Annotated in this window: 24 protein-coding genes, 1 tRNA gene and 1 pseudogene; 14 read left to right on the forward strand and 12 right to left on the reverse strand. The window is 72.1% G+C overall.

The window, feature by feature from the left end; all coding sequences use genetic code 11:
• Window positions 1–3 precede the first annotated feature (3 nt).
• Genes ACI8AG_RS01255 through ACI8AG_RS01265 form a run of 3 tightly spaced genes read right to left on the reverse strand, consistent with a single transcriptional unit; the run spans window position 4 to window position 3,490 of the window.
• Window positions 4–669 carry a hypothetical protein gene (locus ACI8AG_RS01255; RefSeq protein ID WP_456595611.1) on the reverse strand — a complete coding sequence of 222 codons (666 nt, stop codon included), beginning with the start codon at window positions 667–669 and terminating at the stop codon, window positions 4–6.
• A complete protein-coding gene (locus ACI8AG_RS01260; RefSeq protein ID WP_456595612.1) occupies window positions 669–1,151 on the reverse strand; it encodes a hypothetical protein in 483 nt (160 codons plus the stop codon). The genes ACI8AG_RS01255 and ACI8AG_RS01260 overlap by 1 nt, the downstream gene beginning before the upstream one ends.
• Window positions 1,148–3,490, reverse strand: coding sequence for a molybdopterin oxidoreductase family protein (locus ACI8AG_RS01265; RefSeq protein ID WP_456595613.1), 2,343 nt, complete (start codon window positions 3,488–3,490; stop codon window positions 1,148–1,150). Before ACI8AG_RS01265 ends, ACI8AG_RS01260 begins: the two co-directional genes overlap by 4 nt.
• Before the next feature lie 596 nt (window positions 3,491–4,086).
• On the opposite strand from ACI8AG_RS01265, the gene ACI8AG_RS01270 reads away from it, so the two are divergent.
• From ACI8AG_RS01270 to ACI8AG_RS01280, 3 genes and pseudogenes are all read left to right on the forward strand, one after another.
• Window positions 4,087–4,323, forward strand: a complete 237-nt coding sequence (locus tag ACI8AG_RS01270; RefSeq protein WP_456595733.1) for a hypothetical protein — start codon at window positions 4,087–4,089, stop codon at window positions 4,321–4,323.
• A 381-nt stretch (window positions 4,324–4,704) separates the two neighbouring features.
• Window positions 4,705–5,414 (forward strand): annotated as a pseudogene (locus ACI8AG_RS01275) (TIGR02587 family membrane protein).
• Between the two features lie 229 nt (window positions 5,415–5,643).
• The gene (locus ACI8AG_RS01280) at window positions 5,644–5,844 is read left to right on the forward strand and encodes a hypothetical protein (protein ID WP_456595614.1); all 201 of its coding nucleotides are present in this window, start codon (window positions 5,644–5,646) and stop codon (window positions 5,842–5,844) included.
• Window positions 5,845–5,873: 29 nt separating this feature from the next.
• Here ACI8AG_RS01280 and ACI8AG_RS01285 read toward each other — a convergent pair whose 3' ends face one another.
• Window positions 5,874–6,707, reverse strand: a complete 834-nt coding sequence (locus ACI8AG_RS01285; protein WP_456595615.1) for a glycosyltransferase family 2 protein — start codon at window positions 6,705–6,707, stop codon at window positions 5,874–5,876.
• Window positions 6,708–7,007: 300 nt separating this feature from the next.
• Between ACI8AG_RS01285 and ACI8AG_RS01290 the strand changes: the two genes are divergently transcribed.
• The 3 genes from ACI8AG_RS01290 (at window position 7,008) to ACI8AG_RS01300 (ending at window position 9,555) form a co-directional block, all read left to right on the forward strand.
• A complete protein-coding gene (locus ACI8AG_RS01290) occupies window positions 7,008–7,940 on the forward strand; it encodes a hypothetical protein (RefSeq protein ID WP_456595616.1) in 933 nt (310 codons plus the stop codon).
• Between the two features lie 96 nt (window positions 7,941–8,036).
• Window positions 8,037–9,050, forward strand: a complete 1,014-nt coding sequence (gene ku / locus ACI8AG_RS01295) for a non-homologous end joining protein Ku (RefSeq protein ID WP_456595617.1) — start codon at window positions 8,037–8,039, stop codon at window positions 9,048–9,050.
• Window positions 9,051–9,303: 253 nt separating this feature from the next.
• Window positions 9,304–9,555, forward strand: coding sequence for a hypothetical protein (locus ACI8AG_RS01300; RefSeq protein ID WP_456595618.1), 252 nt, complete (start codon window positions 9,304–9,306; stop codon window positions 9,553–9,555).
• Window positions 9,556–9,669: 114 nt separating this feature from the next.
• Here the strand turns inward: ACI8AG_RS01300 and ACI8AG_RS01305 are convergent, their stop codons facing one another.
• The 6 genes from ACI8AG_RS01305 to ACI8AG_RS01330 all read right to left on the reverse strand — a co-directional run bounded on the left by ACI8AG_RS01305 (window position 9,670) and on the right by ACI8AG_RS01330 (window position 17,225).
• Entirely contained in the window at window positions 9,670–10,575 is a 906-nt protein-coding gene (locus ACI8AG_RS01305; RefSeq protein WP_456595619.1) for a glycosyltransferase family 2 protein, read from the reverse strand.
• A gap of 7 nt (window positions 10,576–10,582) precedes the next feature.
• Complete coding sequence (locus ACI8AG_RS01310; protein WP_456595620.1) at window positions 10,583–11,194, reverse strand: Rho termination factor N-terminal domain-containing protein; 612 nt, start codon at window positions 11,192–11,194, stop codon at window positions 10,583–10,585.
• An 868-nt stretch (window positions 11,195–12,062) separates the two neighbouring features.
• The gene (locus ACI8AG_RS01315; RefSeq protein WP_456595621.1) at window positions 12,063–14,957 is read right to left on the reverse strand and encodes a SpoIIE family protein phosphatase; all 2,895 of its coding nucleotides are present in this window, start codon (window positions 14,955–14,957) and stop codon (window positions 12,063–12,065) included.
• Between the two features lie 61 nt (window positions 14,958–15,018).
• Window positions 15,019–15,825: a hypothetical protein gene (locus tag ACI8AG_RS01320; protein ID WP_456595622.1), complete on the reverse strand. Its 807-nt coding sequence runs from the start codon at window positions 15,823–15,825 to the stop codon at window positions 15,019–15,021.
• A 218-nt stretch (window positions 15,826–16,043) separates the two neighbouring features.
• Window positions 16,044–16,128, reverse strand: a tRNA-Leu gene (locus tag ACI8AG_RS01325).
• Window positions 16,129–16,196: 68 nt separating this feature from the next.
• Window positions 16,197–17,225: a diguanylate cyclase gene (locus ACI8AG_RS01330; RefSeq protein WP_456595727.1), complete on the reverse strand. Its 1,029-nt coding sequence runs from the start codon at window positions 17,223–17,225 to the stop codon at window positions 16,197–16,199.
• 96 nt (window positions 17,226–17,321) lie between these two features.
• On the opposite strand from ACI8AG_RS01330, the gene ACI8AG_RS01335 reads away from it, so the two are divergent.
• Together ACI8AG_RS01335 and ACI8AG_RS01340 are read left to right on the forward strand one after the other, a co-directional pair.
• On the forward strand, window positions 17,322–18,647 hold the full coding sequence (locus tag ACI8AG_RS01335; RefSeq protein WP_456595623.1) for a M20/M25/M40 family metallo-hydrolase: 1,326 nt from the start codon (window positions 17,322–17,324) through the stop codon (window positions 18,645–18,647).
• 12 nt (window positions 18,648–18,659) lie between these two features.
• Window positions 18,660–19,463: an SDR family oxidoreductase gene (locus tag ACI8AG_RS01340; RefSeq protein ID WP_456595624.1), complete on the forward strand. Its 804-nt coding sequence runs from the start codon at window positions 18,660–18,662 to the stop codon at window positions 19,461–19,463.
• 1 nt (window position 19,464) lies between these two features.
• Here ACI8AG_RS01340 and ACI8AG_RS01345 read toward each other — a convergent pair whose 3' ends face one another.
• Window positions 19,465–20,028, reverse strand: a complete 564-nt coding sequence (locus ACI8AG_RS01345) for a class I SAM-dependent methyltransferase (RefSeq protein WP_456587897.1) — start codon at window positions 20,026–20,028, stop codon at window positions 19,465–19,467.
• Between the two features lie 178 nt (window positions 20,029–20,206).
• Here ACI8AG_RS01345 and ACI8AG_RS01350 point away from each other — a divergent pair, with 178 nt between their 5' ends.
• A complete protein-coding gene (locus tag ACI8AG_RS01350) occupies window positions 20,207–21,118 on the forward strand; it encodes an NADPH:quinone oxidoreductase family protein (protein ID WP_456595625.1) in 912 nt (303 codons plus the stop codon).
• A gap of 40 nt (window positions 21,119–21,158) precedes the next feature.
• The gene (locus tag ACI8AG_RS01355) at window positions 21,159–21,983 is read left to right on the forward strand and encodes a pentapeptide repeat-containing protein (RefSeq protein ID WP_456595626.1); all 825 of its coding nucleotides are present in this window, start codon (window positions 21,159–21,161) and stop codon (window positions 21,981–21,983) included.
• On the opposite strand, the gene ACI8AG_RS01360 is transcribed toward ACI8AG_RS01355, so the two are convergent.
• Window positions 21,980–22,183 carry a DUF5703 family protein gene (locus tag ACI8AG_RS01360; RefSeq protein ID WP_456587894.1) on the reverse strand — a complete coding sequence of 68 codons (204 nt, stop codon included), beginning with the start codon at window positions 22,181–22,183 and terminating at the stop codon, window positions 21,980–21,982. The genes ACI8AG_RS01355 and ACI8AG_RS01360 overlap by 4 nt on opposite strands.
• A gap of 132 nt (window positions 22,184–22,315) precedes the next feature.
• Between ACI8AG_RS01360 and ACI8AG_RS01365 the strand changes: the two genes are divergently transcribed.
• The 4 genes from ACI8AG_RS01365 to ACI8AG_RS01380 all read left to right on the forward strand — a co-directional run bounded on the left by ACI8AG_RS01365 (window position 22,316) and on the right by ACI8AG_RS01380 (window position 26,086).
• The gene (locus tag ACI8AG_RS01365) at window positions 22,316–22,588 is read left to right on the forward strand and encodes a hypothetical protein (protein WP_456587893.1); all 273 of its coding nucleotides are present in this window, start codon (window positions 22,316–22,318) and stop codon (window positions 22,586–22,588) included.
• Window positions 22,589–22,990: 402 nt separating this feature from the next.
• Entirely contained in the window at window positions 22,991–24,085 is a 1,095-nt protein-coding gene (locus ACI8AG_RS01370; RefSeq protein WP_456595627.1) for a quaternary amine ABC transporter ATP-binding protein, read from the forward strand.
• Window positions 24,078–25,079 (forward strand): ABC transporter permease, encoded by a 1,002-nt coding sequence (locus ACI8AG_RS01375; RefSeq protein WP_456595628.1) that lies wholly within the window; start codon window positions 24,078–24,080, stop codon window positions 25,077–25,079. Before ACI8AG_RS01370 ends, ACI8AG_RS01375 begins: the two co-directional genes overlap by 8 nt.
• Window positions 25,080–25,168: 89 nt before the next feature.
• Window positions 25,169–26,086, forward strand: a complete 918-nt coding sequence (locus ACI8AG_RS01380) for a glycine betaine ABC transporter substrate-binding protein (protein ID WP_456595629.1) — start codon at window positions 25,169–25,171, stop codon at window positions 26,084–26,086.
• Window positions 26,087–26,129: the final 43 nt, after the last annotated feature.

Genomic DNA, 26,129 nt, shown 5'->3' on the forward strand with positions numbered 1-26,129 from the left:
CCTTCAGAGCTGAGGCCGGACCCCCGCCTCCCTGACGAGGTCGGCCGGGTCCAGCGGCCCGTGTCCTGCCATGGCGGCCGCGCCGGCGCCCCGTCGGCCGACCGGCAGGACGGTGCGCTCCCGCGCGCCCTCCAGCTCCAGCGCCAGCGCAGCGTAGAACGCGACGGCGGCGAGAGCGAGGCCCACCCACCCCGCCGCGCTCTTCCACGCTGTCGATCCGGTGATCTCGTAGATCCCCGTCACGACGAACCGCGTCCCGGCCACCGCCATCACGGCCGCGGGTACGAGCTTGCTCGCAGCTGCCACCACGGCCGGGACCCACATGGCGGCCCCGGCCGCGAGGAGCAGGACCCCCAGGCCCGCGCTGGCCGCACCGGGTGGGCTGGTCAGGGTGGTGAGCGCGACGACCGCCCATGTCCCGCTGAGCACGCCCATGCCCGTGGCCGCGACGGGGTCCCGGCTGAGAAACCCGAAGACGGAGGCCAGCAGCTGCAGCGGCACGGTCGCGAACAGTGCCGTGTAGCCGGCCACCCGCCCTTGGTCCGGCGCTATCCAGCCGAGCTGGACTGCACTGAACACGGCGGTCGCCAGGGCCAGGGCCAGGAAGCCGAGCGGCAGGGGCGTCGCGAGCGGTCGGAGGACGACGCGGGCGGCGGGGGGCGCGGTCATCAGCTGGCGAGCACCTGCGGCGACGTGACCTTGAGGTAGGCGTTCGCCCAGCGGGTGATCCGCAGCGTCTCGGGGTGGCAGCGTTCGGCGAGGTCGAGCAGTTCCTTCTCCTTGGCGCCCTGCGCGCTTTGGGCGAGGAGTTCCCAGTCCACCGAGGTGCCGGCGGCCTCGCGGTAGAGGTGCCGGAGGTCGGCGAGCAGCAGCAGACCCGGTGCCGACCGTCGCCCCATGAGCTGCGCGGCCCGCTGCTTCATGGTCGCCAGGAGGCCGGGGTCCTCGGACGCCTCCGGGTCCAGCGCCAGGCCGAAGTCGGTGCCGATGTGGGCTAGGTCGGCCACGTGCTGCCGTGACCACTTCGCCATGTCGCGGGTGACGTAGAAGACCTCGTGGTCGGTCTTGTGCTTGTCGGACATGGACGTCAGCACGGTGACCAGGTGGTTCTCGGAGCGGTGCAGCTCCTCGATCGCCATGTCGAGCTTCATCGCCGTCCCTCCACGAGCTCCTCGGCGTGGGCGGTGTCGCCGCCGGTGGTCGGCGGCACCGACCCGGTGACCGGCGCCGACCCGGTCGTAGTCGGCGCGAGCGACGGGCGCCCCTTCGCGGCCGACACCCGTCGCACCGTGGCCGCCGCCGTCTTGAAGATGGGTTGCTTGGACACCGGGTCCCAGTCGGTCAGGGTGAGCTCGTTGGCCGCCCGGCCGTCGCGCTCCTTCTTCGGCGCGGCGCCGTCGGGGGTGTCCCAGTAGCCGTAGTGGAACGGCAGGAAGAGGACCCCGGGACGGATGCCGCTGATGCGCAGCCGCGCGCGGACCAGGCCGCGAGGGGTGGTCACCTCCAGGACGTCGCCCTCGGTCCAACCGCGGTCGGTGGCGTCGCTCGCCGACATCTCCACCCATACATCCGGCGCGGCCGCCTGGAGCTGCGGCGCCCGCCCGGTCTTCGTCCGGGTGTGGAAGTGGTACAGAGTGCGTCCGGTGATCAGCTGGAACGGGAAGTCCTGGCCGGGGACCTCGTGGGGCGCCACGTACTCCGCGGCCTTCAGCACCGCCTTGCCGGTGGGGTTCAGCGCCTTGTACTCGGTCGCCTCGACCGGAGCCCCGGTGACCATGTCGCGGCCGTAGCTCTCGCAGTAGTCGGGCTGGGCCCAGAACTGCCCGTCGACGTAGATGTGCTCGGTGCCGTCGGGGTGCTCGTCGTTGCACGGCCACTGGATGCCGCTGCCGCCGCGGAGCTTGTCGTAGCTCATGCCGGTGTAGTCGCAGGGCCGGCCGCGGGAACACTCCTTCCAGCCCTCGAACGCCTCCTCGGGCGTCGACCACTTCACCAGCGGGGCGCCGTCCTTGTCCTTCAGGCCCATACGGGCGGCGAAGTCGATGAGGATGTCGAGGTCTGACTTGGCGTCACCGGGCGGCTCGACCGCCTTCTCCGACAGGTGCACGGTGCGGTCGACGTTGGTGAAGGTGCCGGTCTTCTCGCCCCACGTGGCCGCGGGCAGCACGACGTCGGCCAGCTGCGCGGTCTCGGACAGGAAGATGTCCTGCACGACCAGGAACAGGCGCTGCTGGGAGAGAATCTCCCGGATCCGTCGCAGCTCCGGCAGGGAGACCGCGGGGTTGGTGGCGGTCACGTAGAGGAAGCGGATCGAGCCCTCTTCCATGTAGCGCAGCTGCTGCATGATGTGCGTCGGCGGCGAGTAGTGCGGGATCTGCATCGGGTCGACGTTCCACACCTTCGCCAGGTCCTGGATGTGCGCGTCGTTCGACCAGTTGCGGAACGCCGGCAGGTCGCCGTCGGCACCGCACTCTCGGGTGTTCTGCGCCGTGGGCTGGCCGTTCATCTGCAGGACGCCGCAGCCGGGCTTGCCGAGCATGCCCCGGATCACGTGGATGTTGTTGACGCACACGGCCGCCGCGGTGGCCTGGTGGGCCTGGTAGAAGCCCTGGAGCACCGACGACATCAGCTGCTCCGCGGTGCCGATGATGCGGGCGGCCTCCCGGATCTGCTCCGCGGGGACGTCGCACACCTCCGCCGCCACCTCGGGCGTGTAGCTCGCGGTTTGCTTCTCCAGCTCCGGGAAGCCGACGCTGTGCGCCTCGATGTACGCCCGGTCGATCCAGTCGTTCGCGATGAGCTCGTGGATCAGCGCGTTCATCAGCATCACGTTGGTGCCCGGCCGGGGCGCCAGGTGCACGGTGGCCGCGCGGGCGACCGGCGTTTCCCGCGGGTCGACGCAGATGACCTTCGGCGGGTTCGGCCCGGCCAGCCGGTCGAGGACGCGGCTCCAGAGCACGGTCTGGGTCTCGGCCATGTTGTGGCCGTAGAGCGCGATGACGTCGGCGTGATCGATGTCGGTGTAGCTGCCCGGCTGGCCGTCGCAGGCGAAGGTTTCCTTCAGCGCTGCCGCGGCGGTGGCGGTGCACAGGCGGGTGTTGCCGTCGACGTGGTTGGTGCCGATGCCGCCGTGGGCGATCAGCCCGAGGGTGTAGTACTCCTCGAGGAACAGCTGCCCGGTGGTGTAGAAGCTGATCGCGCTGGGTCCCTGCTCCTCGAGCAGCTCCTTGGCGCGACCGACCACCGCGTTCATCGCGGTGTCCCAGTCGGTCTCGACGAGTTTGCCCCGCTTGCGGATCAGCGGCTTCGTGAGCCGATCGGGCGAGTTGTTCGCCTGCCAGCCGAAGAGGTCCTTGGGGCCGAGCCGGCCGTGATTGACGCGGTCGACCTCACGGCCACGGACACCCACGATCCGCTCGTCCTTGACGGCGATGTCGAGGCCGTCGCCGTTGGAGTGCCGGATCGTCGCCGACTGCACCCAGCGGTCCACGTCTGCCTCTGTGAGCCCGTCGGCCAGGTACGAGTCCACGCGGGTCGGCCAGGTCTCCCCTGGGCCATACGGGGTGCGGCTGCCCCACGGTTCGGCAATGCGGTCGACCCTCGGCACGGCAGTCCTCCTGGAGACGGGGATGGATGCCTGCCGAGTGTTGCTGTCCCTGGGGCGGCCCGCAGGCGGAGCAAGGCTTTCTCGGTGGGAGGGGCCCCACAGGGATGACGGGGCAGCCCCGGCGCCAGCCGTCCCGCGATCCACCCCCGCCGTCCGTCCCGGGCCAACGCCCTCCCGCATACGTACCTCGTCCCCGGTCGATCGAAGTTGGTCGGACGGTTGGACCGCGCAGCCGCACCTGCTCCATGACGCCATCTCGGCGCTACTGCGCCCTCGATGTGGAGGCCCCAGACGAGGCCGCATCGGAGCCGGAGCCGTCAGGTCGGAGCCGGAGAGCACTGTTGGCGAGCGGGACTACGATGCGTTCCGGCCGCGGGCACCGAGATCTGGCAGTACCAATCCAGCTTCATGCACTCGAACGTCATCACCGTTGACGGCGCTGTTGCCAGGGGCGGAACGCCAACCTCGATGTTCGGTCGATGGCGCTGGACGAGCGGGTATCTCTCGTGATCGCAGACCCGGCCGTCGTGCATGTGCTGGACGACCAGTTCGACGAGGACGTCACCAGCAGCGAGAGGGTCGACCTCGGGCAGTGGCGGTCACGCCCGCTCACTCATCGGTTGCACGAGTGGGCCGCGGAAGCTGTCGGCGGGCCGCTGCGCGGGTGGCAGGCTGTCGGCCTGGCCGGACGCCGACCCTCACCCGAATCCCACTGAGCTCTGCGGCAGACGTCCGTGGATTCTCGGCCCACCGGCTCGCTTCTGTGTCCCCGCCCCATTGAGCGACGCCGGTCGCTCGCCTCTGGTCCGTCAGGACTGCAGCGGCTGATCGGGCGCGACTGCCCCTCTTCCGACCTGCCCGGCGGGCGTCCCCAACCGGATCCCGGACCTCTCGGTAGCGTCTCGCTCCTGCCAGGGGTGTCTGGACGCTGGTCGGAGGACTTGTCAAACCGACCAACTTCCTCACCCGTGCGGACCCTGCGTGACCTGACGTGACTGGAGCGCGATGCCGCAGCAGTCGAAGCGCGCCAACTGATCAAGGGGTTCGGCCGGGCCGTCGGCGGGGCGCTGCTGTTCGCCATGCCGGTCCTCATGACGATGGAGGTGTGGCGGCTGGGTCTGGCTGTCGACCGCTACCGCCTGGCCGCACTCGCGGTCGGGACCGTCCTGCTGGTCATCGGCCTCTCCCGCCACCTGGGAGGTTCGGGGGCGTCCGGGTGGCGCCCTGGCCTGGTGGACGCGGGGGTGGCCTTCCTGGCTGCCGCCGTCGCTGCTGCGGTCATCCTCACAGCCCTCGACGTGCTGGACTGGCTGCGGAATTGGCGCGACGCGACGTCGATCCTCGGACTGGCACTGCTGCCGGGCGCGGTCGGTGCCTCCTACGCCCGCGCCCAACTCGGGAAGAGCAGCGCCTCCCCGAGCAAGCCCGGGTACGGCCGCGAGCTGTTCCTGATGGTGGCCGGGGCGGTGGTCTTCGCCGTGAACCTGGCCCGACGGAGGAGACCGTGCTGCTCGCGGCGAAGATGCCCTCTTGGCACACGCTGGTCCTCGTCGCCATCAGCCTGGCGCTGATGCACGCGTTCGTCTACGGGGTCGGCTTCGGCGGGCAGGAGGAGGACGAAGGGCCGATCAAGGCCTTCGCCACCTTCACGACCGTCGGGTACGCGCTGGCGCACTGCGTCTCGGCCTACCTTCTGTGGACGCTGGGCCGCTTCGAGGACACCGGGCTGCTGATGGTGGTCACTGAGACGGTGGTCCTGGCCCTCCCCGCGAGCCTGGGCGCCGCGGCGGCCCGGCTCATCCTGTGATGAGAGGAACCCCCGTGTCCGGATCCGACGAGAACTCCCAGGGCCAGGGCTCCGGTGGCACGTCAGCGGCCGGGTACGCCATGGGCGGGCTGGGTGGACTGCTGGTCGTGCTGCTGATCGCCTTCTTGGGCTACCAGGCCGTCGCCGTCCGAGAGAGCGGCGCCCCGAGCTGGCCGTCGACATCACCACGGTCGAGCAGGCAGGTTCCGGCTACGAGGTGCACCTCCGGGTGCGCAACGACGGCCGGACCACGGCAGAGACGGTGCAACTCGGCGGTCAGCTGAGCCGGGACGGGCGTCAGGTCGAGCAAGCCTCGGCAACGATCGCGTACGTCCCGCCGGAGAGCCGACGGGAGGCGGTGCTCGTCTTTTCGAACGACCCACGCGATGGCGAGCTCACGGTCGGTCCCGAGGGCTACGAGGTCGCCTGAAGCAGTCGCCGAAGCTGCAGGGCCCGTGGCTATGCGCCATCGCGGAGGAGTAGCCGCAGGTCCGCGAGCACGCTGGATGGGAGTGGTCGCCGGCGCAACAGCGCAGCCGGGACCCGCGGCAGCGCACGGATCAGGCCTTCCTGCCCGGGCCGGCCGGCCCGCGTAGCGCGGAGCGCCAGTCGGGCGACATCGGCCACCGGGAGCCGCATGAGTGCGGTGAGCAACCGGCTGCGCCAGATGCCCGCCTGCCTCCGCTTTGGCGTTTCGCGGCGTGGTGAGGGGTGGTGGTGGACGGTGACCTCGTCGACGTAGGACATGCCCCAGCCGGCGGCAGCCAGGTCCAGTGCGACCCGCTCCTCCTCGCCGGGGAACCGGATGACGGGGTCGAAGCCACCCACAGCCTCGAACGCCTCGGTTCGGACCAGTGCTGCGCAGGCGACGAAACCGAGCAGGGAGGGTCCGGGTAGGTCCGGCAGCGTGCCGAGAGGGCTGGCCGACATCTCGTCGCAGACGGTGTCGAGCCGCTCCTGCGGACCGACGGCGATGCGCGCGTTCAGCAGGGCGAGCCGCGGGTGCGCCCGCATGATCATGACCGCGCGGGCCAGGTCACCGGGGGCCCACCAGGAATCGTCGTCGGCGAATGCGACGAAGGGCGTGTCGGCATGTGCGGCGCCCAAGGTTCGTGCTCGAGCGCCCTCGTTCCGATCCAGCGGCAGCACGGAGACCTCGGGGTGCGCGGCCCTCACCGCCTCGACCGTGCCGTCGGTCGACGCGTTGTCCACCAGGATCACCGGCGCTTCGTGACGTGACAGTGTCGCCAGCACATCGGCACGTCGATTCCGCGTGATGACGACGACCGTCACCTCGCCCTCGGTTTGGGATGGCCGATCCGACGTTGGTGGCGAGATCACGGGAGCGATCTTGTCCTACTTCACCGGGTGGACGTCAGTAGTGCCAGGTCAGACGGTTTCCATGGCAGCCCCTCCATACTGCGGTGGCAGCCATGGTGGCCCGCCTCACCGCGACAGGGGCCGCCCTTCCCACGGCTGCCTGGCGGAGCGCGCTCAGAACCCGTGGCGGGAGGACCGAGAAATGCAGAAGCCGCACCAGACCGATGCGCCCCCGCCCCGCCCCAGCGAGGCCGGAGTCCCAGCTTCGACCGGATGCTGCGGGGCACGGTGAGGCTCTCGGACGTCGCGGACGAGCTGTACGGGTTGCCGCCTGATGAGTTCATCGCCGCTCGCGACGCACGCCGGAAAGAGGCTCGCGCCGATGGGGCGCGGGAACTGGCGAAGGCCATCGGCAAGCTGCGGAAGCCGTCGACCGCAGCGTGGGTGGTGAACATGCTGGTGCGTCAGCAGCCCGACGAGCTCCGCCAGCTCGTGGCCCTGGGGTCCGGCCTCCGTGAGGCGCAACGAGATCTGGAAGGTGAGCAGCTGAAGGAGCTGACCCGGCAACGCCGGCAAGTGGTGATGGCCCTGACCAGGCAGGCCCGCTCCCTGGCGCAGGAGCTGGGTCGGCCGGTGAGCGACGCGGTGGCCGGTCAGATCCAAGACACGCTCCGAGCGGCGGTCGCTGACGAGAGCGCCGGTCGGGCGACGTTGTCGGGTTGGCTGACCTCGCCGCTGTCGTACTCCGGGGTCGGCATGACGGACGTGCGCGGGTCGGTCGCCACCGTCCCGTCGGGAGAAGATGACGCTACGGTCGCCGGGGACGAGCCAACCACCGATGGCCGGACTTCGAGGTACGACCAGCGGCGACGGGCTGCGCAGCAGCAGTTGGCCGGTGCCCGGGACGAGCTGGCGGACGCCGAGACCGCCGCGGCGGAAGCCGAGTCCGACGCCGAGAGGGAGCGGGGCGCGCTGGACCGCCTCGGTACCCGGCGGGACGAGCTGCGTGCACGGATCGGTGACCTCGAGGAAGAGCTGCGCCGGGCCGAGAAGGAATCCGGTGAGTTGACCGCGGAGCTGCGCAAGGGTCAGCGGCGGCGGGATGCCGCCGAGCGCAGCGCCCACCGCGCGGGCGAGGTGCGCGATCGTGCCCGCGCACGTGTGGATCGACTGGAGAAGGCCTCGACCGGGGGCGGCAAGGGGTGACCTGCTCGCCCCAGCCGCGGTCCGTGACCACCCGACGGGCATGACGCAGGGGCGCGCGGGTAGGGCGGCTGCAGGCCGATCGAGGAGGCGGTAGCAGTGGCGCGAGCCATCTGGACAGGAGCCCTGACCTTCGGTCTGGTCAACGTGCCGGTGGGCCTGTACTCCGCCACCGAGGACAAGACCGTCCACTTCAACCAGTTCGAGCGGGGGACGTCGTCCCGGATCCGCTACCGGCGGATCAACGAGGACACCGGCGAAGAGGTCGACTACGACGACATCGTCAAAGGCGAGGACATCGGCGACGGCCGGTACGTCATCGTCACCCCGGAGGAGCTGGAGGAGATAGAGCCGGGGAGGTCCCGGGTGATCGACATCTCCGACTTCGTGGACGTCGCCGAGATCGACCCGATCTACTACCAGAAGACGTACTACCTGGCTCCGCAGGACGACCAGGCCCAGCGGGCCTACGCGCTCCTCCTGCAAGCGATGGAGCGGGCCGGGCGGGTGGGGGTCGCCACGTTCGTCATGCGGTCCAAGCAGTACCTGGCCGCCATCCGGCCCCAGGGCGAGGTGCTCACCCTGGAGACGATGTTCTTCGCCGACGAGGTCCGCGACCCGGTGGAGGAGATCGAGCAGCTACCGGTCCACCACTCCTTCAAGTCGCACGACCTCGAGATGGCGGTGTCGCTGATCGATTCGATGACCAGCGAGTGGGATCCGCGCAACTACCGGGACACCTACCGGGACCGCGTGAACGAGCTGATCGAGGCCAAGCGCCGAGGCGACGAGGTGGTCACGGAAGGGGAGCCCGAGACCGAGGCGGACGTCCTCGATCTGATGGAGGCCCTGCGGGCCAGCGTGGCGAAGGCCAAGGACCACCGGCCGGGGAACGCCACGGACGCGGGGAAGCTGACCACGCGCCGGGCACGCCGGGGGTCCGGCGGCGACAAGGCCGGGGGGCGTCCGGACGAGAGCCTGGCGGCCATGTCGAAGAAGGACCTCTACGACATGGCCCAGGAGCTGGATGTCGCCGGCCGGTCGAAGATGACCCGAGACGAACTCGCCGACGCCGTGCAGGAGGCTCGGGAGTCCGGGAAGAAGGCTTCCTGACCTGTGCCGGCCGCCCCTCCGTCTGCCGTCGACGCGTCCGCCTGCGAGGGTGGGGCGCATGCGTGTCCTCGTAGCCGGATGGTTCAGCTTCGACGAGGTCGTCGCCACCATCGGCGACGAGCTGGGTGCCGACACCGTCGTCGGCTGACTGACCGACCTTGGCGTTCCGTTCGACGTCGCGGAGGCGCCCTACCTGGGCAGCGGGGTGGACTGACGGGAGGCCGACCCCACCGACTACACGCACCCCGTGTTCGTGAGCGGCCCGATCAGCGACGAGCCCCTGCTGCACGAGCTGTGCACGGCTTTCGAGGGTTCGGTGCGGTGGGCGGTCAACGTCTCCGTCGTCGACGAGATCGGCCGTGGCCTTTTTCACCAGGTCTGGGAGCGGGACGCTCCGGACGTCGCCCGGACGGACTTCGCCATCGAGGGCACGGCGGCGTCCGACCGGGAGCGGCCCAGGCCCGGGCACTGGGCTGGCCGGTCGTCCTCCCGGGGGAGGAGCTGAGCGCCGCCGCGCTGGACGCCGCCCTGGGCCGGTGCCTGTCCGGAGAGCTGTCCGGCGCGGTGTCCGCCGCCGCCTCGCTCGGGAGGGCGGGCGACGCAGCGGCTCGAGACTGGTTCACCCAGCAGTTGAGGAGCTGAGCCGGGGAGGGGACGGTGCGCGGCCGCGAACCGGTCCGCCACCTCCCGGGGCACCGGACGCCGACCCCACAACGCCGCCGGCAACCGGCGCACGAGGCCCGCGAGGGCCGACCGCGCCGACGGATCGCACAGTGCCCGCAGCGGGAGCCGGGCGGTGCCCGCGGCGGCGGTGCGGAGCCATCGACGTTGCCAGTCGACGAGCAGGTCGTTGCGGGTCTGGAGCGCCCACCGGCCGGGGGACACCGTGGCTGGACCGGTCGGGTCGTGGCACGCGACGACTTCCCGGAGTTGACCTGATCCCAGCCCGCGGCGGCGAGGCCGAGAGCGAGCAGCGTCTCCTCCCCGCCGAAGAAGAGAAGCGGGGAGAACCGCCGACGGCGAGGAAGGCGTCCCGTCGGACGACGGCGGCACAGGCGGAGAACCCCAGCACGTCCGGGCCGGGCGCTCGCAACCGGTGCCCGATCGGTGCGCGCGCCATCTTCGACGACACCGCGTCGTCGGAGCCGTCGGCGGCCAGCCGCACCCGCCCGACGAGCACCGCCACTCCCGGGTGGGCGTCGGGAACTTCGGCGGCGCGTTCTAGGGCACCCGGGGCCCACCAGGAGTCGTCGTCGCTGAACACGACGTAGGGGGTGGCGGCCGCGGCAATCCCCACGTTCCTTGCCACGGCCCCCCGGTTCTCGCCGAGTCGACGGACCGTCACTCGAGGGTGGGCGGTCCGCACCGCAGCCGGTGAGCCATCGGTCGACCCGTTGTCCACCACAGTGATCGGTGGACTGCCCGGGGAGTCCAGCCAGGCGAGGGTCCGCAGCAGCGACTCCCGCCGGTCACGGGTGGCAATGACGACGCTGATGCCGGACGGGCCGTTAGCGGAGGAGCTCACCCGGGGCTCAGGCGTCCTCGCGGTCCGGGCTCTCCAGCCGGAAGAAGTTGCTCTGGTTCCCGTCCTTGCGCTCCTCCTGGTACAGGAAGTTCAGCTTGCGGGCGTCGAAGGTGTCGAACCACTCGTCCCAGCTCACGTGGCGCAGGTTGTCCGAGTCGCCGCCGAAGTCGAAGCGCAGGACGCCGAGATGGTCGCCGTGCTCGGTGCCCTCGACGGTGGCCGGGACACCGCCGCGGCTCTCGGCCCACTTCCGGATCACTTCGTGGCTCGTTGTGGCCAAGCTGCGCCCCGCGCGCTCGGGGTCCTCGTCCAGCGAGGTGACCTCCTGCGAGTACTGCAGCGAGCGTGACGTCTGGTCGCCGATGCGCAGGTGGCCGCCCTCGGGCCCGCGGTCACCCGGCTCGCCTGCGTGACTCTGCCCGCTGTCATCCTTGGCGCCGCCTTCCACACTCATCCTTGTGCGGTAGGCATCCGAGATGGCACTGACCAGTTCTTCCTTCTTCATCGAGGAGGTCCCCTCGACCTCGGCGTCTTTGGCCTTCTCGCGCAAGTCACCGACCTTCATCTCGCGCAGTTCGGTCTCACTGAGCCCGGGAGTGTTCGGCGTCTCGTTGGTCACGGTTTTCTCCTCATCCGAATCGCATGCTCGGTGATCGGCCCGTTTCGTCGTTCGGCTTCGGTCTTTCGACTGCAGCCAACGCAGGTGCCACCAGATCGGTCGTCGGGCTAGGGGTCGCCGTACCCCTCGCCAGCGAGCCCACGCACGGTTGGCGCCGGGTGGCTGTAGCGCCGTCGGGGCCCCGGCGATGCGCCAGCACGTGCGGAGCTGCCGGTCAGCGAGTACGCGGAGTCGGCGTGCTGGACCGCCAGGCCGACCAGCTGCAGGATGACGCCAGCATCGTCGTGCTCGAGTGGCTCACCGGCGCCGAACGGCGAACACTGCCCTGAGCCGGTGCCGCCGTTGGATGCGCGGCCCAACGGGCAGGCGGCCGATCCGGGTCGCGCTGCCAAGCCCGCGGGGCGACCGGCGCCCGGGGCCTCGACCGGCACCCCACCAACGATCGGGCGCGACCCCCCGGCTCGCGCGCGCCGCCGAACTCGGCGTCCCTGGTGACCTGGTCGGCGACCTGCACCACCGCCACGTTCTCCGCGGGGTCCAGATAGTGCTCGACGATGAACCTTCGACCCGCGCCTGCACCGACGGGTCCGGTCGGGGTTCGCGGTGCCGGCGAACTCGGGCAGCGGGTGCAGCTGCGGGCGGGGTGGGTACGGCACTGATGTCTCCGGGCGGGTGCGATCGCCAGCTCGGCCACTGGAGCGTCACCTGCTCCCGGCGACGTTGTGACCGGCTCGCCGGTGAAAGCGACCAGCTGAGACGGCGTCCTTGGAACGGCCGGTTCGCCGGCGAGGGGAGCCGCCGGTGAACGGGCCACCTGCGCACGACGCACCAGTTCCCTTCGGCCTTTCCGCGGCAGGGACGCCAGGGGTCAGTCGGCTGGCACGTTCGGTGGCACCCGCTCGGGACCGGCCTCCGCCGGGCGCGGCCGGTCCTGCGGGTGCAACCGCACGGCGACCAGAGCGACGTCGTCGTCGGGCGCGTCGGGCAGCATCCGGTCCAGCAGTTCGTCGCACAACTGGTCCAGGTCCCGGCCGGCGAGCTCGGCCAAGGTGTCCTGCAGCCGGGCCGTGCCGGCATCGAGGTCGGAGCCGCGGCGCTCGACCAGCCCGTCGGTGTAGAAGACCACGACCGTGTCGCGGCTCAGGTGCACCTGGGACTCGCGGCGCGTGGCTGTGGCATCCACCCCGAGCAGCAGATCGGTGTGGGCGGTGGTGAGTGCAGTGATCGAGCCGTCGATGGTGACCGCCATTGGCGGCGGGTGCCCGGCGTTCGACCAGCGGAGCCGGGTCAGCCCGTCGGCGCGTTCTTCGTCGGTCTGCTCCAGCCGGGCGACGACCGTGGTCGCCAGGATCGGCGTCTGCAGGGTCTCCATCACCTGCTCCACCTGCCTCAGCACCGCGGCCGGCCCGTCGTGGTCCAGCGCGCCGAGGGTGCGCACGATGCTGCGGATCTGTCCCATCGCCGCGGCGGCCTGCACGTCGTGGCCGACGACGTCACCGATGACCAGCAGCGTCGCGCCGCTGGGCTGCATGAACGCGTCGTACCAGTCCCCGCCGACCTGCGCGGCCTGCGCCGCGGGCACGTACCGGACCACGATCTGCAGGTGATCCGGTTCCGGCGGCGGGGTCAGCAAGGACCTCTGGAAGCCTTCGGCCAGGTCGCGCTGATGCCGGAACAGTCGGGCGTTGTCCAGGACCAGGCCGGCGCGGCCGGCGATGTGCCGGGCGGTGTTGAGGTCCTCGGGAGTGAACCGGCCACGGTCGGCACCGTCGGCCAGGGTCATCAGCCCGACCGGGCCGGTGCGCCCGGGCAGCGGAAGGACGGTCATGGCTTCGGGTGCCAGCGCCCGGATGGCCTCGTGCGTCGGGCCAGGTGTCAGCATCGTCAGCGCGTGCGCGGTGGCGTCGGCACCGACCAACTGCAGCCGCCCGGTACGCATGGCCCGGACGACGATCGCCTCGTCGCCCAGCGCGCCCAGCCCCGCCTGCGCGTAGCCGTCGAGGACCGGCCGCATCGCCGGGTCGACGTGCTCCGCGGCGGCCGGGCGCAGGCCGCGGTGGGAGCCGGTGGCCTGGTCGTCGTCGACGAGGGTGACGATGCACCAGTCGGCGACCGCGGGCAGCATCAGCCGGGCCAGGCGGTGGGCGGCCTCGTCGGCGTCCAGGGTGCCGCTGAGCTCCTCGGTGATCCGGCTGAGCAGCCGCTCCCGGGCGGCGGCGCGCTGGGTCTGCTGCTGCGTCAGGGCGCGGTCGGTGGTGTCGTGCACCACGCCGACGAGGTGTCCGGTGGCGCCGTCGGCGCCACCGAGCACCTGCCCGCGGGCGGCGACCCACCGGTGGGAGCCGTCGGCGAGCACGATGCGGTACTCGGCGTCGTAGATCCCACCGGTGTCGACGGCGTGTTGGACGCGAGCGCGGACATCGGCGACGTCGTCGGGGTGCATGTGGACGTAGACGTCCTCCGGGCGGCCGGTGAAGGTGTCCCGGTCCATCCCCGACAGCTCCAGCAGGCGGTCGTCGACGGTCAGCGCGCCGGTGGCCAGGTCCAGGTCGAAGGTGCCGACCTTTCCCGCGTCCAGCGCCAGCGCCCACCGGGAGCGGTCGATCGCCTGCTGCACCACTAGCCGCTGAGCCCGCTTCGCGGACTCCTGCGCCTGGGCGACGGCGTCATCGGCGCGCTGCTGGGCCGCCCGTAGCCACAGCTCCGAGCTGCAGGCTCCGGCCAGATCGGTCAGCACCGCCAGGTCATCGTCCGACCAGGTCCGCGGCCGGCTGTCGATGGCGCACAGCGAGCCGACCACGACGCCGTCGCCGTCGGTGAGCGGAACGCCGGCGTAGGCGACGACGTGCAGATCCGGGATAGCCAGGTTGTCGGCGACCAGCGGGTCGGTGCGGGCATCGGTGATGACCAGCGGAGCCGCCGACCGCACCACGTGCTGGCAGAACGAGTGACTAAGCGGCGTCCTGCGGGTCGACCGCCACGGCTCGGGCAGCCCCACCGCGCCGGGGAACACCTGCTCGTCGGCCGACACCAGCGTGACCAGCGCGACCGGGGCGGTCAGCTGCCGGCGGACCAGGCGGGCGAACCGCTCGAACGCCGGATCCGAGCGCGGTGGCAGCGCCGTGCCCGGAGGCAGCGAGCCAGTCACGTGTCCCCCCGGCGGCAGGGACATGGCGCCGACGTCCCGGGGAATGAGTTGCACCAGGATAGCGGGCATTCGGTCCGGCTGGGCGAGATGCAACAACCGCCGGCTGGAGATCTCCGGTGACTCGGGGCAAGCACAGGGCGCGGGTGCAGGGCCGCCGCCACGAGGCCGCCGTGCAGCGGATCGCGAACCTGCGCCAGCGGTCGTGCCGCCACGCTTTACGGCGACTCTTCGCGTGCGTCGGCGAGCACCGCGGCCCGGGCACGGGCAGGGGCACATGCCGGGCAGCCTGTCGACGAGCAGCTGCAGATAGGGCGCCCAGGTCTTCTTGCTACGCGGCATGTCTTGGCGCATGGCCGTCACGGCGTCGGCGACGGCCTGCCGGACGGTGTAGGCCTTCTTCGACACGTCCGCCGGCGGGAGCATGGCCTCGACGATGTCGGGGTCGAAGCCCTCCCCGATGAGGCTGAGGCGCATCGCCTCGCGGGTGGCGGTGGCCGCGTCGACGACCTTGGTCTTCTTGGCCTTCTTGCTGCCTTTGGGCTGCCGGTCCGCCTCCGGCCGGTTGGCGGGGTCGTCGGTCGGCTCGCCGTCGTGCGCGGCGGGGACGGTGGTCATCGGAGGTATCCATCCGTTGCGGCGGCACCGGTCGGGCCGCGGGCACCCGGGAAGGTGCCGGTCAGCCGACGATGCGCAGTCGCCCGCCGGTGCCGGTGCCGGTGCCGGTGCCGGCATCCGCCTTGCTCGCCTGCGGGATGACGGCCTCGTCTTCGGGGCGGGCGGTGTCACCGAAGGCGGCCGCGGCGGGGCGCCGGAGACCGTCGAGCAGGTCGGTGACGCCCGCGTCGACGCGGCTGGCCGCGGTGAGGGTGACGGTGCGGCGGTCGGGATCGAGGACCGCGAGGACGTCGGCGCCATCGGGGATGCCGGCCTCCCGGCGCTCGCCGGCGGTGACGGTGAGCCGGCCGCGAGCGTCTAGGGGGAGGGCGTTGGTGGCGTAGTTGGGACGCGGCTGCTCGGTGCTGCCGGGCAGGTACACGGTGACCAGTGCGCCGTCACGCCCGGCGGGGAGCCTGGTGGGGGCATCGGCGTCGACCGGCAGCTGCAGCCGACCCTTGACGTCCAGGGTGCGCGTCACGCTGGTGCTACGGGCGGTGGCCATGTCGGCCGCCTGAGCCCAGATGCCCGACAGGTCGACCTGGGGACGGCCGTCGGCCCGGCCGGTGCCGGAGGTGACGGCGGCCAGGGTGAGTGCATCGGCGGGTGCCCGCTCGCCCACGCGTTCAAGCAGCGGCCCGAGGCCCGTCCACGAGGACGGCACACCGGTCAGGGCGGGGGAGGGCTGCCGCCCGGCGACCGGCGACGTGCTCGTGCTCGTGCCACCACCGGTCCCGGGGCGCGGGGCGGAGCGGGTGCCAGGACGGGGGAAGGTCTCGGCGGCGCGCCGGCGGGCGGCCGGGTGGGCCGGGGGAGCGGGGTTCGGCATGGACCGACCCGTCCGGGGTGACCCGGCTTGGGCAGTAGCGGCCAGCAGCTGCCGGACGACGGCGGCGTCGGTGACGCGGTCGGCCGGGGGATCGGAACGGCGCTCGGCCGGGTCCGGCGGGATGGTCGCCGTGCCCGGGTCGCCCGGGACGGTGGCCGTGTGTGGATCGAGAGGGACCTGATTCAGGCCCGGAAGGTGGGCAGCAGCCCACTTCTGAGTGTCCGAGGGGGGACTTGAACCCCCACGCCCGATAAAGGGCACTAGCACCTCAAGCTAGCGCGTCTGCCATTCCGCCACCCGGACGAGTGCGTGGAGAAGACTACCTGACCGCAGGGACCGGATCACGCACCCCCCGGCGGCCCGGTCGCGGTTCAGACGGCGGCCAGCGCAACCCGGTCGCGTCCGGCCCGCTTCGCGTCGTAGAGGGCCGCGTCGGCCGCGGTGTAGAGCCCCCGTCGGTCCCGGGAGTGCTGCGGCACGTGGGCCACCCCGAGGCTGATCGACAGCGGCAGCTCGGTGCCGTCGGTGAGCACCAGCGGCTCGGACCGGACTGCGTGCAGCAGCTCCTGGGCGCGCCGCGCGGCGACGGCGCGATCGCAGCCCGGGAGCAGGACGGCGAGCTCGTCCCCGCCCAGCCGGGACAGCACGGCGTCGTGGATGCGGATGTGACCGCGCAGCACAGCGGCGAGGTGCACCAGGACGTCGTCGCCGACCGGGTGGCCGTGGTTGTCGTTGATCGCCTTGAAGCAGTCGACGTCGATCAGCACCAGGGCCGTCCCCCGGGGCACCGACCGGCTGAGCGACCGCTCGAGCGCCTCGTCGAAGGCGCGCCGGGTCGCCAGCCCGGTCAGGGCGTCGACGGTGAGCTGGCGCTGCAGGGCGTCGACCAGCACTTCCTGGGTGCGGTTGGCCCGCACGAGGAGCGTGGCCATGGCGACCAGCAGGGCGCCGAAGAAGAAGAAGTCGGCCAGCGCGGCAGCGGGGGACAGCAGCACCAGCAGGGTGAGCAGCTCGGCGGCCAGCGCGCTCGCGGTCACCAGCACCACCGCCGGGGTCCGCAGGTGGACGGCCGTCCAGAGCACCGGGAACGCGTAGAACGCCTGGGCGCCGGCTGTCGTGTCCGACGTCAGCAGGTTCAGCGAGCCGGTGAGCGCCACGCCGGCCAGGGCCAGCGCGAGGAAGCCGTTCGCCCGGTCGATGCGCTCCGGCGGCAGCGCCCGGCACGCCGCCGCCGCGCCCAGCAATGCGGCCAGGCCCACCCAGTGCACGACCTGCGCCGCGGCGCCGCCGTCCGATTCGTACAACACCGGCAGGACGAACAGGACCGCCGCGCTGACCACCAGCAGGACCGAGCCGTTGGCGGCGGCGGCTCGGGGTTCACGGGCGCCGAAAGGGCGCATCGTCCTCACGGCCGATCCATCGACCCGGGGATTCGGACGGTGGAGTACCGCATCACTCGCTCGGGTGAGCACCGTCGAGGTGGCACGATCGCGGCCATGGCCGACACCCCCGCCCCGCTGGCCGGCGCCCAGGCCGAGGTGGCCGAGCTGCTCAGCGACCTTATCCGGATCGACACCACCAACACCGGCAGCACGTCGACCAGCGCGGGGGAGCGGACCGCCGCCGAGTGGGTCGCCGGCAAGCTCGACGAGGTCGGGATCAGCAGCGTCATCCACGAGTCCGAGCGGGGCCGGGCCAGCCTGGTCGCCCGCATCCCGGGCGCCGACCGCAGCCGCCCGGCCCTGCTCGTGCACGGCCACCTCGACGTCGTGCCCGCCGACCCCGCCGAGTGGAGCGTGCACCCGTTCTCCGGCGAGGAGCGGGACGGCTACATCTGGGGCCGCGGCGCGGTCGACATGAAGGACATGGACGCCATGGTGCTGGCGCTGGTGCGTGACTGGGCGCGCACCGGCGTCCAGCCGCCGCGCGACATCGTGCTCGCCTTCGTCGCCGACGAGGAGGCCGGCGGGAAGCTCGGCGCGCACTTCCTGGTCGACGAGCACCCCGACCTGTTCGAGGGGTGCACCGAGGCGATCAGCGAGGTCGGCGGCTTCAGCATCACCGTCCACGACGACCTGCGCCTCTACCTGGTGCAGACCGCCGAGAAGGGCCTGGCGTGGATGCGGCTGACCGCCGCGGGGAAGCCAGGCCACGGCTCGATGCTGCACGAGGACAACGCCGTCACCCGGCTGTGCGAGGCGGTCGCCCGCGTCGGCGCCCACCGGTTCCCGATCACCCTCACCCCGCCGATGCGCCAGTTCATCGCCGCGGTCGAGGACGCCTACGGCATCGAGGTCGACCTCGCCGAGCCCAAGCTCGCGCTGGCCCGGCTCGGCAGCATCAGCCGGATGATCGGCGCCGCGCTGCGCAACACCGCCAACCCCACGATGCTCGACGCCGGCTACAAGGCCAACGTCATCCCCGGGACGGCGAGCGCCACCGTGGACGGCCGCTTCCTCTACGGGCAGGAGGAGGAGTTCGAGCGCCAGCTCGCCGCGCTGATCGGTGAAGGGGTGCAGCGCGAGTGGCTGGTGCACGACCAGGCGGTGGAGACGACGTTCGACGGCCCGCTGGTCGACCAGATGATCGCGGCGCTCAAGGCGGAGGACGACGGCGCCCGGCCGGTGCCGTTCACCATGAGCGGCGGCACCGACGCCAAGAGCTTCCAGCGCCTGGGCATGCGCTGCTTCGGGTTCTCCCCGCTGCGGCTGCCGGCCGACCTGGACTTCGCCTCGCTGTTCCACGGCATCGACGAGCGGGTGCCGGTCGAGTCCCTCCGGTTCGGCGTCCGGGTGCTCGACCGCTTCCTGCGCAACGCATGATGTGATGCGGGGGTGACCTCTCCCACACCCCGCCCCGGTTCCGTCGCCCTCATCACCGGAGGGACCGGCGGCTTCGGCCGCGCCCTCGCCACCAAGCTGCGCGAGCGCGAGGTCACCGTCGTCCTCGCCGACCTCGGCAGCGAGCGCAACCGCCAGGTCGCGGCCGACCTCGGGTGCGAGTTCGCCGTCCTCGACGTCACCGACCGCGCGGCCAACGAGGAGCTCGTCGCCCGGATCGAGGCCGACCACGGCCGGCTGGACGCCGCCTACCTCAACGCCGGCATCTCCGCGGCCAAGAGCGACGACGTCCTCGACCTCGACGAGTTCATGCGGGTGGTCGACGTCGACCTGTTCGGCGTCGTCTACGGCGTGGCCGCGGCCCGCCCGGCGATCAAGCGCGCCGGGGGCGGCGCCATGGTGGTCACCGCGTCGCTGGCCGGCCTCTCGCCCATGGCGACCGACCCGGGCTACAGCGTCGCCAAGGGGGGCGCCATCGCCTTCGTCCGCTCCATGGCGCCGCGGCTGGCGGCCGAGGGGACGACGATCTCGGCGATCTGCCCCGGGTTCGCCGACACCGCGATCATCGACCGGATCCGCGACCAGTTCACCGCTGCCGGCTTCCCGGTGCTCACCGCCGAGGAGGTGGCCGACGCGATGGTCATGGCCTGGGGCTCGGCCGAGCCCGGCGCGGCCTACGTGATCCAGCCCGGCGTCGGCACGGTGCCCTACAAGTTCAAGGGCGTGCCCAGCGCCAGGACGACGGCGGGCGAGACCGCCGTCGTGCCCGAGGCGCTGCGCCCGCCGTCGATGCGCTGAGTCAGTCCTGCCGGCAGGAGTACAGGAACGCCGGCGGCACGTTCCACGGGGTGATCCGCCACCGCACCGTGGTGAACCGCTTCCGGAGCTCGGGCAGCAGCAGCGGCGAGTACTGGATGACCACGGTGGTGCCGCCCGGCGCCATCGCCCGGGGGACCACGTCCAGGATCCGTCGCCGCAGGCCCGGCTCCAGCGAGGTGTAGGGCAACGCGGAGACGACGACGTCGGCGCGCGCGTCACCGAGGTGGGCCTCGAGGTTCTCCGCGGAGTCGCAGACCACCTGCACGCGGGGGTCGTCGAACCGCTCGTCCAGCAGTTTGGCCAGGCGGGGGTCGATCTCGAAGGTGATCAGCCGCGCGCCGGGGCGCAGCCGGGCCAGGATCTCCTGGGTCTGCGCCCCGGTGCCGGCACCCAGCTCGACCACCAGCTCGGCTCCGGGCACGTCGGCCATGTCCAGCATGTCGCGCACCGCCGCACGCGAGGTGGGGAGCACCGCCCCCACCTGCCGCGGGTGGGCGAGGAACGCGCCGAGGAAGCGCAACCGGTCGGTGAACTGCTCGATCATCGAATTCCCTCCCGGGCCGCCGCGGGGGAGGGCGGCCACCGCCCCGCACACTGGCACGCCTGCCGCACCAGTGCGAGCCGGAGGGGAGAGGGCACGTGACGGCGGTCACCGGTGGTCTGGCAAGGTCGGGCCCATGCGTGCATGGCGGGTACACGAACTCGGTGATCCCTCGAAGGTCATGAGCCTCGACGAGGTCGACCAGCCCACACCGGGCGAGGGCCAGGTGCTGGTCAAGGTGCGGGCGGCGGCCTTGAACTTCCCCGACGTCCTGATGGCCATGGGCATGTACCAGGAGAAGCCGCCGCTGCCCTACACCCCGGGCGTCGAGCTGTGCGGCGAGATCGTCGAGACCGGCCAGCGGGTCATCGGCTCGCCGTCCGGCGGCCCCGGCGCCTTCTCGGAGTACGCGCTGATGGACGCGAACAACGCCTGGGCCGTGCCCGACTCGATGACCGACGAGAAGGCCGCATCGCTGTATCTCACCTACCAGACCGGGTACGTGGGCCTGCACCGCCGAGCCGGCATCAAGGCCGGTGACTGGTTGCTGGTGCACGCCGGCGCCGGAGGTGTGGGCACCGCGGCCATCCAGATCGGCAAGGCCGCCGGGGCGAAGGTCATCGCGACGGCCGGCGGCGCCCGGAAGACCGGGATCTGCCGCGAGCTCGGGGCCGACCACGTCATCGACTACACGACCGAGGACTTCGTCCCGATCGTCAAGGAGGTCACCGGCGGGCACGGTGCCGACATCGTCTACGACCCGGTCGGCGGCGACGTCTTCGACAAGTCCCGCAAGTGCATCGCCTTCGAGGGCCGGATCGTCGTCGTCGGCTTCACCAGCGGCCGCATCCCCGAGGCGCCGGCCAACCACCTGCTGGTCAAGAACTACAGCGTCGTGGGCCTGCACTGGGGGCTGTACCGGAAGATGGAGCCCTCGCTCATCGGCAAGGTGCACGACGAGCTCGTGAAGCTCATCGAGTCCGGCGCCGTCGACCCGCTCGTGGGGGAGTCCCTGCCGCTGGACCAGGCGCCGCAGGCGCTGGCCAAGCTGGCCGACCGCAGCACCGTCGGCAAGGTCGTGCTGGTGCCCTGATACGGCCGGGCGGGGATCGGCGCCTAGCCTGGTCCCCGCCATGCCGTCCCGCCCGCTGCCCGTCGTCGACGACCGGGTCCACCTGCGGGCGGACTGCTCCCGGTGCGCCGGCCTGTGCTGCGTCGCACCCGAGTTCGCCGCCTCGGCCGATTTCGCGATCGACAAACCGGCCGGCACCCCCTGCCGGCACCTGGGCGAGGACTTCGGCTGCGGCGTCCACGCCACGCTGCGCGACCGGGGCTTTCCCGGCTGCACGGTGTTCGACTGCTTCGGCGCCGGCCAGCACATCACCCAGGCGACGTTCGGCGGCCGCACCTGGCGGGAGACGCCGGAGCTGGCCCGTGCCCAGTTCGCCGTCCTGCCCGTGATGCGCCAGCTGCACGAGATGCTCTGGCACCTCACCGAGGCGGTCTCCCTGCCCGCGGCCGCGCCGCTGCGCGCGGAGCTCCACGCGGTGCGCGACCGGATCGAGCGGCTCACCGGCGGCACCCCGGAGCAGCTGACCGCGCTCGACGTCGGCGCGCAGCGCGGACCGGTGGGGGAGCTGCTGGGCAGGGTCAGCGAGCTGGTGCGTGCGGGGACGCGGGCGCGGGACCGCCGGGGCGCCGACCTGGTGGGCCGCGACCTGAGGGGCACCGATCTGCGCGGCGCGAGCCTGCGCGGCGCCTACCTGATCGGTGCCGACCTCCGCGGCGCCGACCTGGGGACGGCGGACCTGCTCGGTGCCGATCTGCGCGCCGCCGACGTCCGGGGTACGAACCTCGGCCGGTGCCTGTTCCTCACCCAGCCGCAGGTCTCGGCGGCCCGGGGCGACGCGGCCACGCGGATCCCGGCGGCGGTGCGCCGCCCGGCGCACTGGCGCTAGATGACTGGCTTGGGCAGGTAGGACAGCCGCGCCCGGCGGCGCAGGATGACCTTGCGGGTGCCGTCGGCGTGCAGCTGGAGGCGGGCCAGCTCCCACCCGCCGACGTCGGACTGCAGGCTGAGCATCGTGGCCGCTGCGGACCGGGAGGTGCCCGGCGGGATCCGCAGCGGCGCGAACTCGTAGTCCCCGGCGCTCTCCATCGGCCCGATTGTGCCTGCCGTTCGCCCGGAGGGCACGTGTTGGTCGCCTCCCTCACACCGCCCCGTCCTGCCGGTTCGCCGGTCGGACGGCACGATGGGGGAGGACCGCATCCGCTTGTCAGGGAGGACGACGTGACCGAGCCCGCTTTCTCGAGCGACGTGCCCGACGCCGACCGCGCGGAGCAGGAGGCGCTCCTCGACCCGCCCGCTCCGTCGCGCGCGGGGGAGGCGACGTCGCCCACTGGCGACGTGCCCGAAGCCGATGCGCTGGAGCAGCAGCTGGCTGCCCGCCCCGGCGAAGCCGGCGGCCCCCGGGAGCCCATCGGGTACCGCGAGGCGAACGACGCCGACGTCCTCGAGCAGGAGACCGTCGTCCCGATCGAGGACGACGAACCGGGGGAGTGACCCCCGTGCAGTGATCGGCTCGCACCGCCCGGCCGCCCTCCCGGAGGGCGGCCGGGCGGTGTCGTGTGGGCAACCGCACAGGAAACCACTCATCCGGGTCGCGGGACATGACGGTTGCGTGACGAACCTTCCGTCGGGCCTTGTCCGTGACCTTTTCGTTTCCTGAGCCCTGTTAGGTCATCGGCGACGGAGACGGATCGAGGAGTGCCCACGGGCCTGTCCCAGCCGCGTCGTGCGACGCGGCGGCACTCCTCCGGGCGGTGCGCCAGAGCGCTCGCACGGGTCCTGACCCCGCTGGCGACCTGCGCCGGTGAGCGGTCGCGACCTTGGCAACGGACGACCAGCAGACCTCCTGCGCCGGTGCCCGCCCGGGATCCGCACGACGATCACCGGAGGTAGCACGTGCCAGTCCTGAGAGTGGAAGGCCTCTACAAGGTCTTCGGTCGACGACCGGAGGACGTCGTCGACCGGTTGCGAGCCGGCGCTTCGGCCGCCGACGTGCAGGCATCGGGTGCCACGGCCGCGGTCATCGACGCCTCGTTCGAGGTGGAGCAGGGCGAGATCTTCGTGGTCATGGGTCTGTCCGGGTCGGGGAAGTCCACCCTCATCCGGATGCTCAACGGCCTGGTGCGGCCGACCGCGGGGCACGTCTACGTCGGCGACGAGGACGTCGCGGCGCTCGACCCCAAGGGGCTGCGCGCCGTGCGGCAGCAACGGATCAGCATGGTGTTCCAGCACTTCGCCCTGCTGCCGCACCGGAGCGTGCTCGAGAACACCGCCTACGCGCTCGAGGTGCGAGGGGTCGACCGCCGGGAACGGCAGGCGGCCGCCCGCGAGGCGCTGGAGATGGTGGGGCTGCAGGCGTGGGCCGACCACCGCCCGGACGAGCTCTCGGGCGGTATGCAGCAGCGGGTCGGCCTGGCCCGGGCGCTGGCCGCCGGGACCGACATCCTGCTCATGGACGAGGCGTTCAGCGCGCTGGACCCGCTCATCCGGCGGGAGATGCAGGACCAGTTGATGGACCTGCAGTCGCGGCTGGGCAAGACGATCGTCTTCATCACCCACGACCTCAACGAGGCCATGCGGCTCGGCGACCGGGTGGCCGTCATGCGCGACGGCCGCATCGTCCGGCTAGACACGCCGGAGGCGATCCTCGCCGACCCGGGTGACGAGTACCTGGAGCGGTTCCTCGCCGACGTCGACCGGTCCCGCGTGTTCACCGCCGGCGACGTGATGAGCGCGCCGGTGGAGGGGGCCGACGGGCGGCCGGTCGCCACCGCCGTCACCGTCGCGCCGGACACCCCGCTGGCCGACCTGCTCGAGCCGGCCGCGCTGTCGGAGGCGCCGCTGCTGGTCGCCGACGAGGCCGGGGAGGCGCTGGGGGTCGTCACCCGCGGCGACGTGCTCGCCGCACTCGGCGGCGTCAGCACCGACGACGCGCACCCCCCGACCCCTGCCGACGAGGACCCGCAGACCGTGGAGGCGCCCCGTGCCTGAGACCACCCTGATCACCGCGGCCGAGGAGAGCGCCCTCCCGCGCGTGCCGCTCGGCGACTGGATCGACACCGGCTTCGACTGGCTCAAGGAGAACTTCGACCCGGTCTTCGACGCCGTGAGCACGGGCATCGAGACCGCTGTCGACGGGATCACCGAGGTGCTCCTCTTCCCGCCGCCGTTGCTCTTCGCGGTGCTGCTGGCGCTGCTCGGCCTGGCGGCACGGTCGATCGCCTTCGGGATCGGCTCCCTGGTCGGCCTGCTCCTCATCCAGAGCCTGGAGCTCTGGGAGGCGGCGATGGAGACGCTGTCCCTCCTGCTGTTCGCCACCGTCGTCGCTCTGGTGATCGCGATACCGACCGGCATCGCGGCGGCGAAGAGCGACCGCATCAGCTCGGTCGTCCGGCCGGTGCTGGACTTCATGCAGACGATGCCCGCCTTCGTCTACCTCGTCCCGGCGGTCATCTTCTTCAGCATCGGGGTGGTCCCCGGCGTCATCACCACCATGGTCTTCGCCATGCCCCCCGGCGTGCGGCTCACCGAGCTCGGCATCCGCCAGGTCGATGCGGAGACCGTCGAGGCCGGCTACGCGTTCGGCAGCTCGCCGGGGCAGATCCTGCGCGGCATCCAGCTGCCCCTGGCCCGGCCGACGATCATGGCCGGCGTCAACCAGGTGATCATGCTGGGCCTGTCGATGGCCGTGATCGCCGGGCTCATCGGTGCCGGCGGCCTGGGCCAGGTCGTGGTCACCAGCATCTCCCGCCTGGACGTGGGGCTGGGTTTCGAGGCCGGTCTCGCCGTGGTCATCCTGGCCATCTACCTGGACCGGCTCACCGCCGCCTTCGGCAGGTCGGACACGGCGTCCCCCTTCGGCCGCGTGCGCCGCACCCTCCGCCGCCGGAGAGGGCCGAGCGCGTCGACGAGCGTCGGCAGCGGCACCGTCCCGGCCCCCGGCCAGCCCACCGAGGAGCTGGCCACAGCGTCCCCGCGGTCCTGATGAGACGGCCCGGACGGGCCGGTCAGGACCAGCGGACGACGATCCGCGACCTTCGTGGATCGGTAGCAACACCGGAAGGAGCACTACCTGTGCGCAAGCATGCAACCCGGCTCGCCGCCGGACTGGCCGCCGTCGCCCTGAGCGCCACCGCCTGTGGTGGGGACGAGGGCACGGAGGACACCACCGCTGCCGGTAACGGCAGCGGGAGCGAGAGCTGCGACTCGGTCACCCTCGGGTTCATCCCGTCCTGGACCGACGGGCTGAGCACCGCCTACCTCTGGCAGAACGTCCTCGAAGACCGCGGCCTCGAGGTCGAGTTCGAGGAGATCTCGGAAGCCGGGGTGCTGTACTCCGGTCTGGCCGGCGGGGACGTCGACGTCTACCCCTCGGCCTGGTCGGAGGTCACCCACGCTGACTACATGGACGAGTACGGCGACTCGATCGAGGACCTCGGGGCCTGGTACGAGGGCGCCGTCCTCACCCTGGCCGTGCCGGAGTACGTCGACATCGACTCGATCGCCGACCTGGCCGGCAACGCCGACATGTTCGGCGGCCGCATCGTCGGGATCGAGCCCGGTGCCGGTCTGACCCGCACCACCAAGGACAGCGTGATGCCGACCTACGGCCTCGACGACTCCTACCAACTCGTCGAGTCCTCCACCACGGCGATGCTGGCCGAGCTCCAGTCGGCCGTCGACGCCGAGGAGGACATCGTCGTCACCCTCTGGCACCCGTTCTGGGCCTACAACGAGTTCCCGCTCAAGGACCTCCAGGACCCGGAGGGCGCGCTCGGTGAGCCCGAGGCCCTGCACCTGCTCGCCCGGGACGGCTTCGGCAGCGACTGCGCCGAGGTCGCCGAGCTCATGGGCCAGCTGCAGCTGAGCGACGAGCAGTACGCCTCGCTGGAGAACACGGTCGTCAACGAGTACGGCGAGGGGCAGTATGCCGAGGGCGTCGAGGCGTGGCTCGAGGAGAACAGCGACATCGCGGAGACGCTGAAGAGCTGACCGCTCGCTCTCCGCAGTGCGCACCGAGGGGCCCGGCGGTTTC

It is taken from the genome of Blastococcus sp. SYSU DS0552, assembly GCF_054050815.1.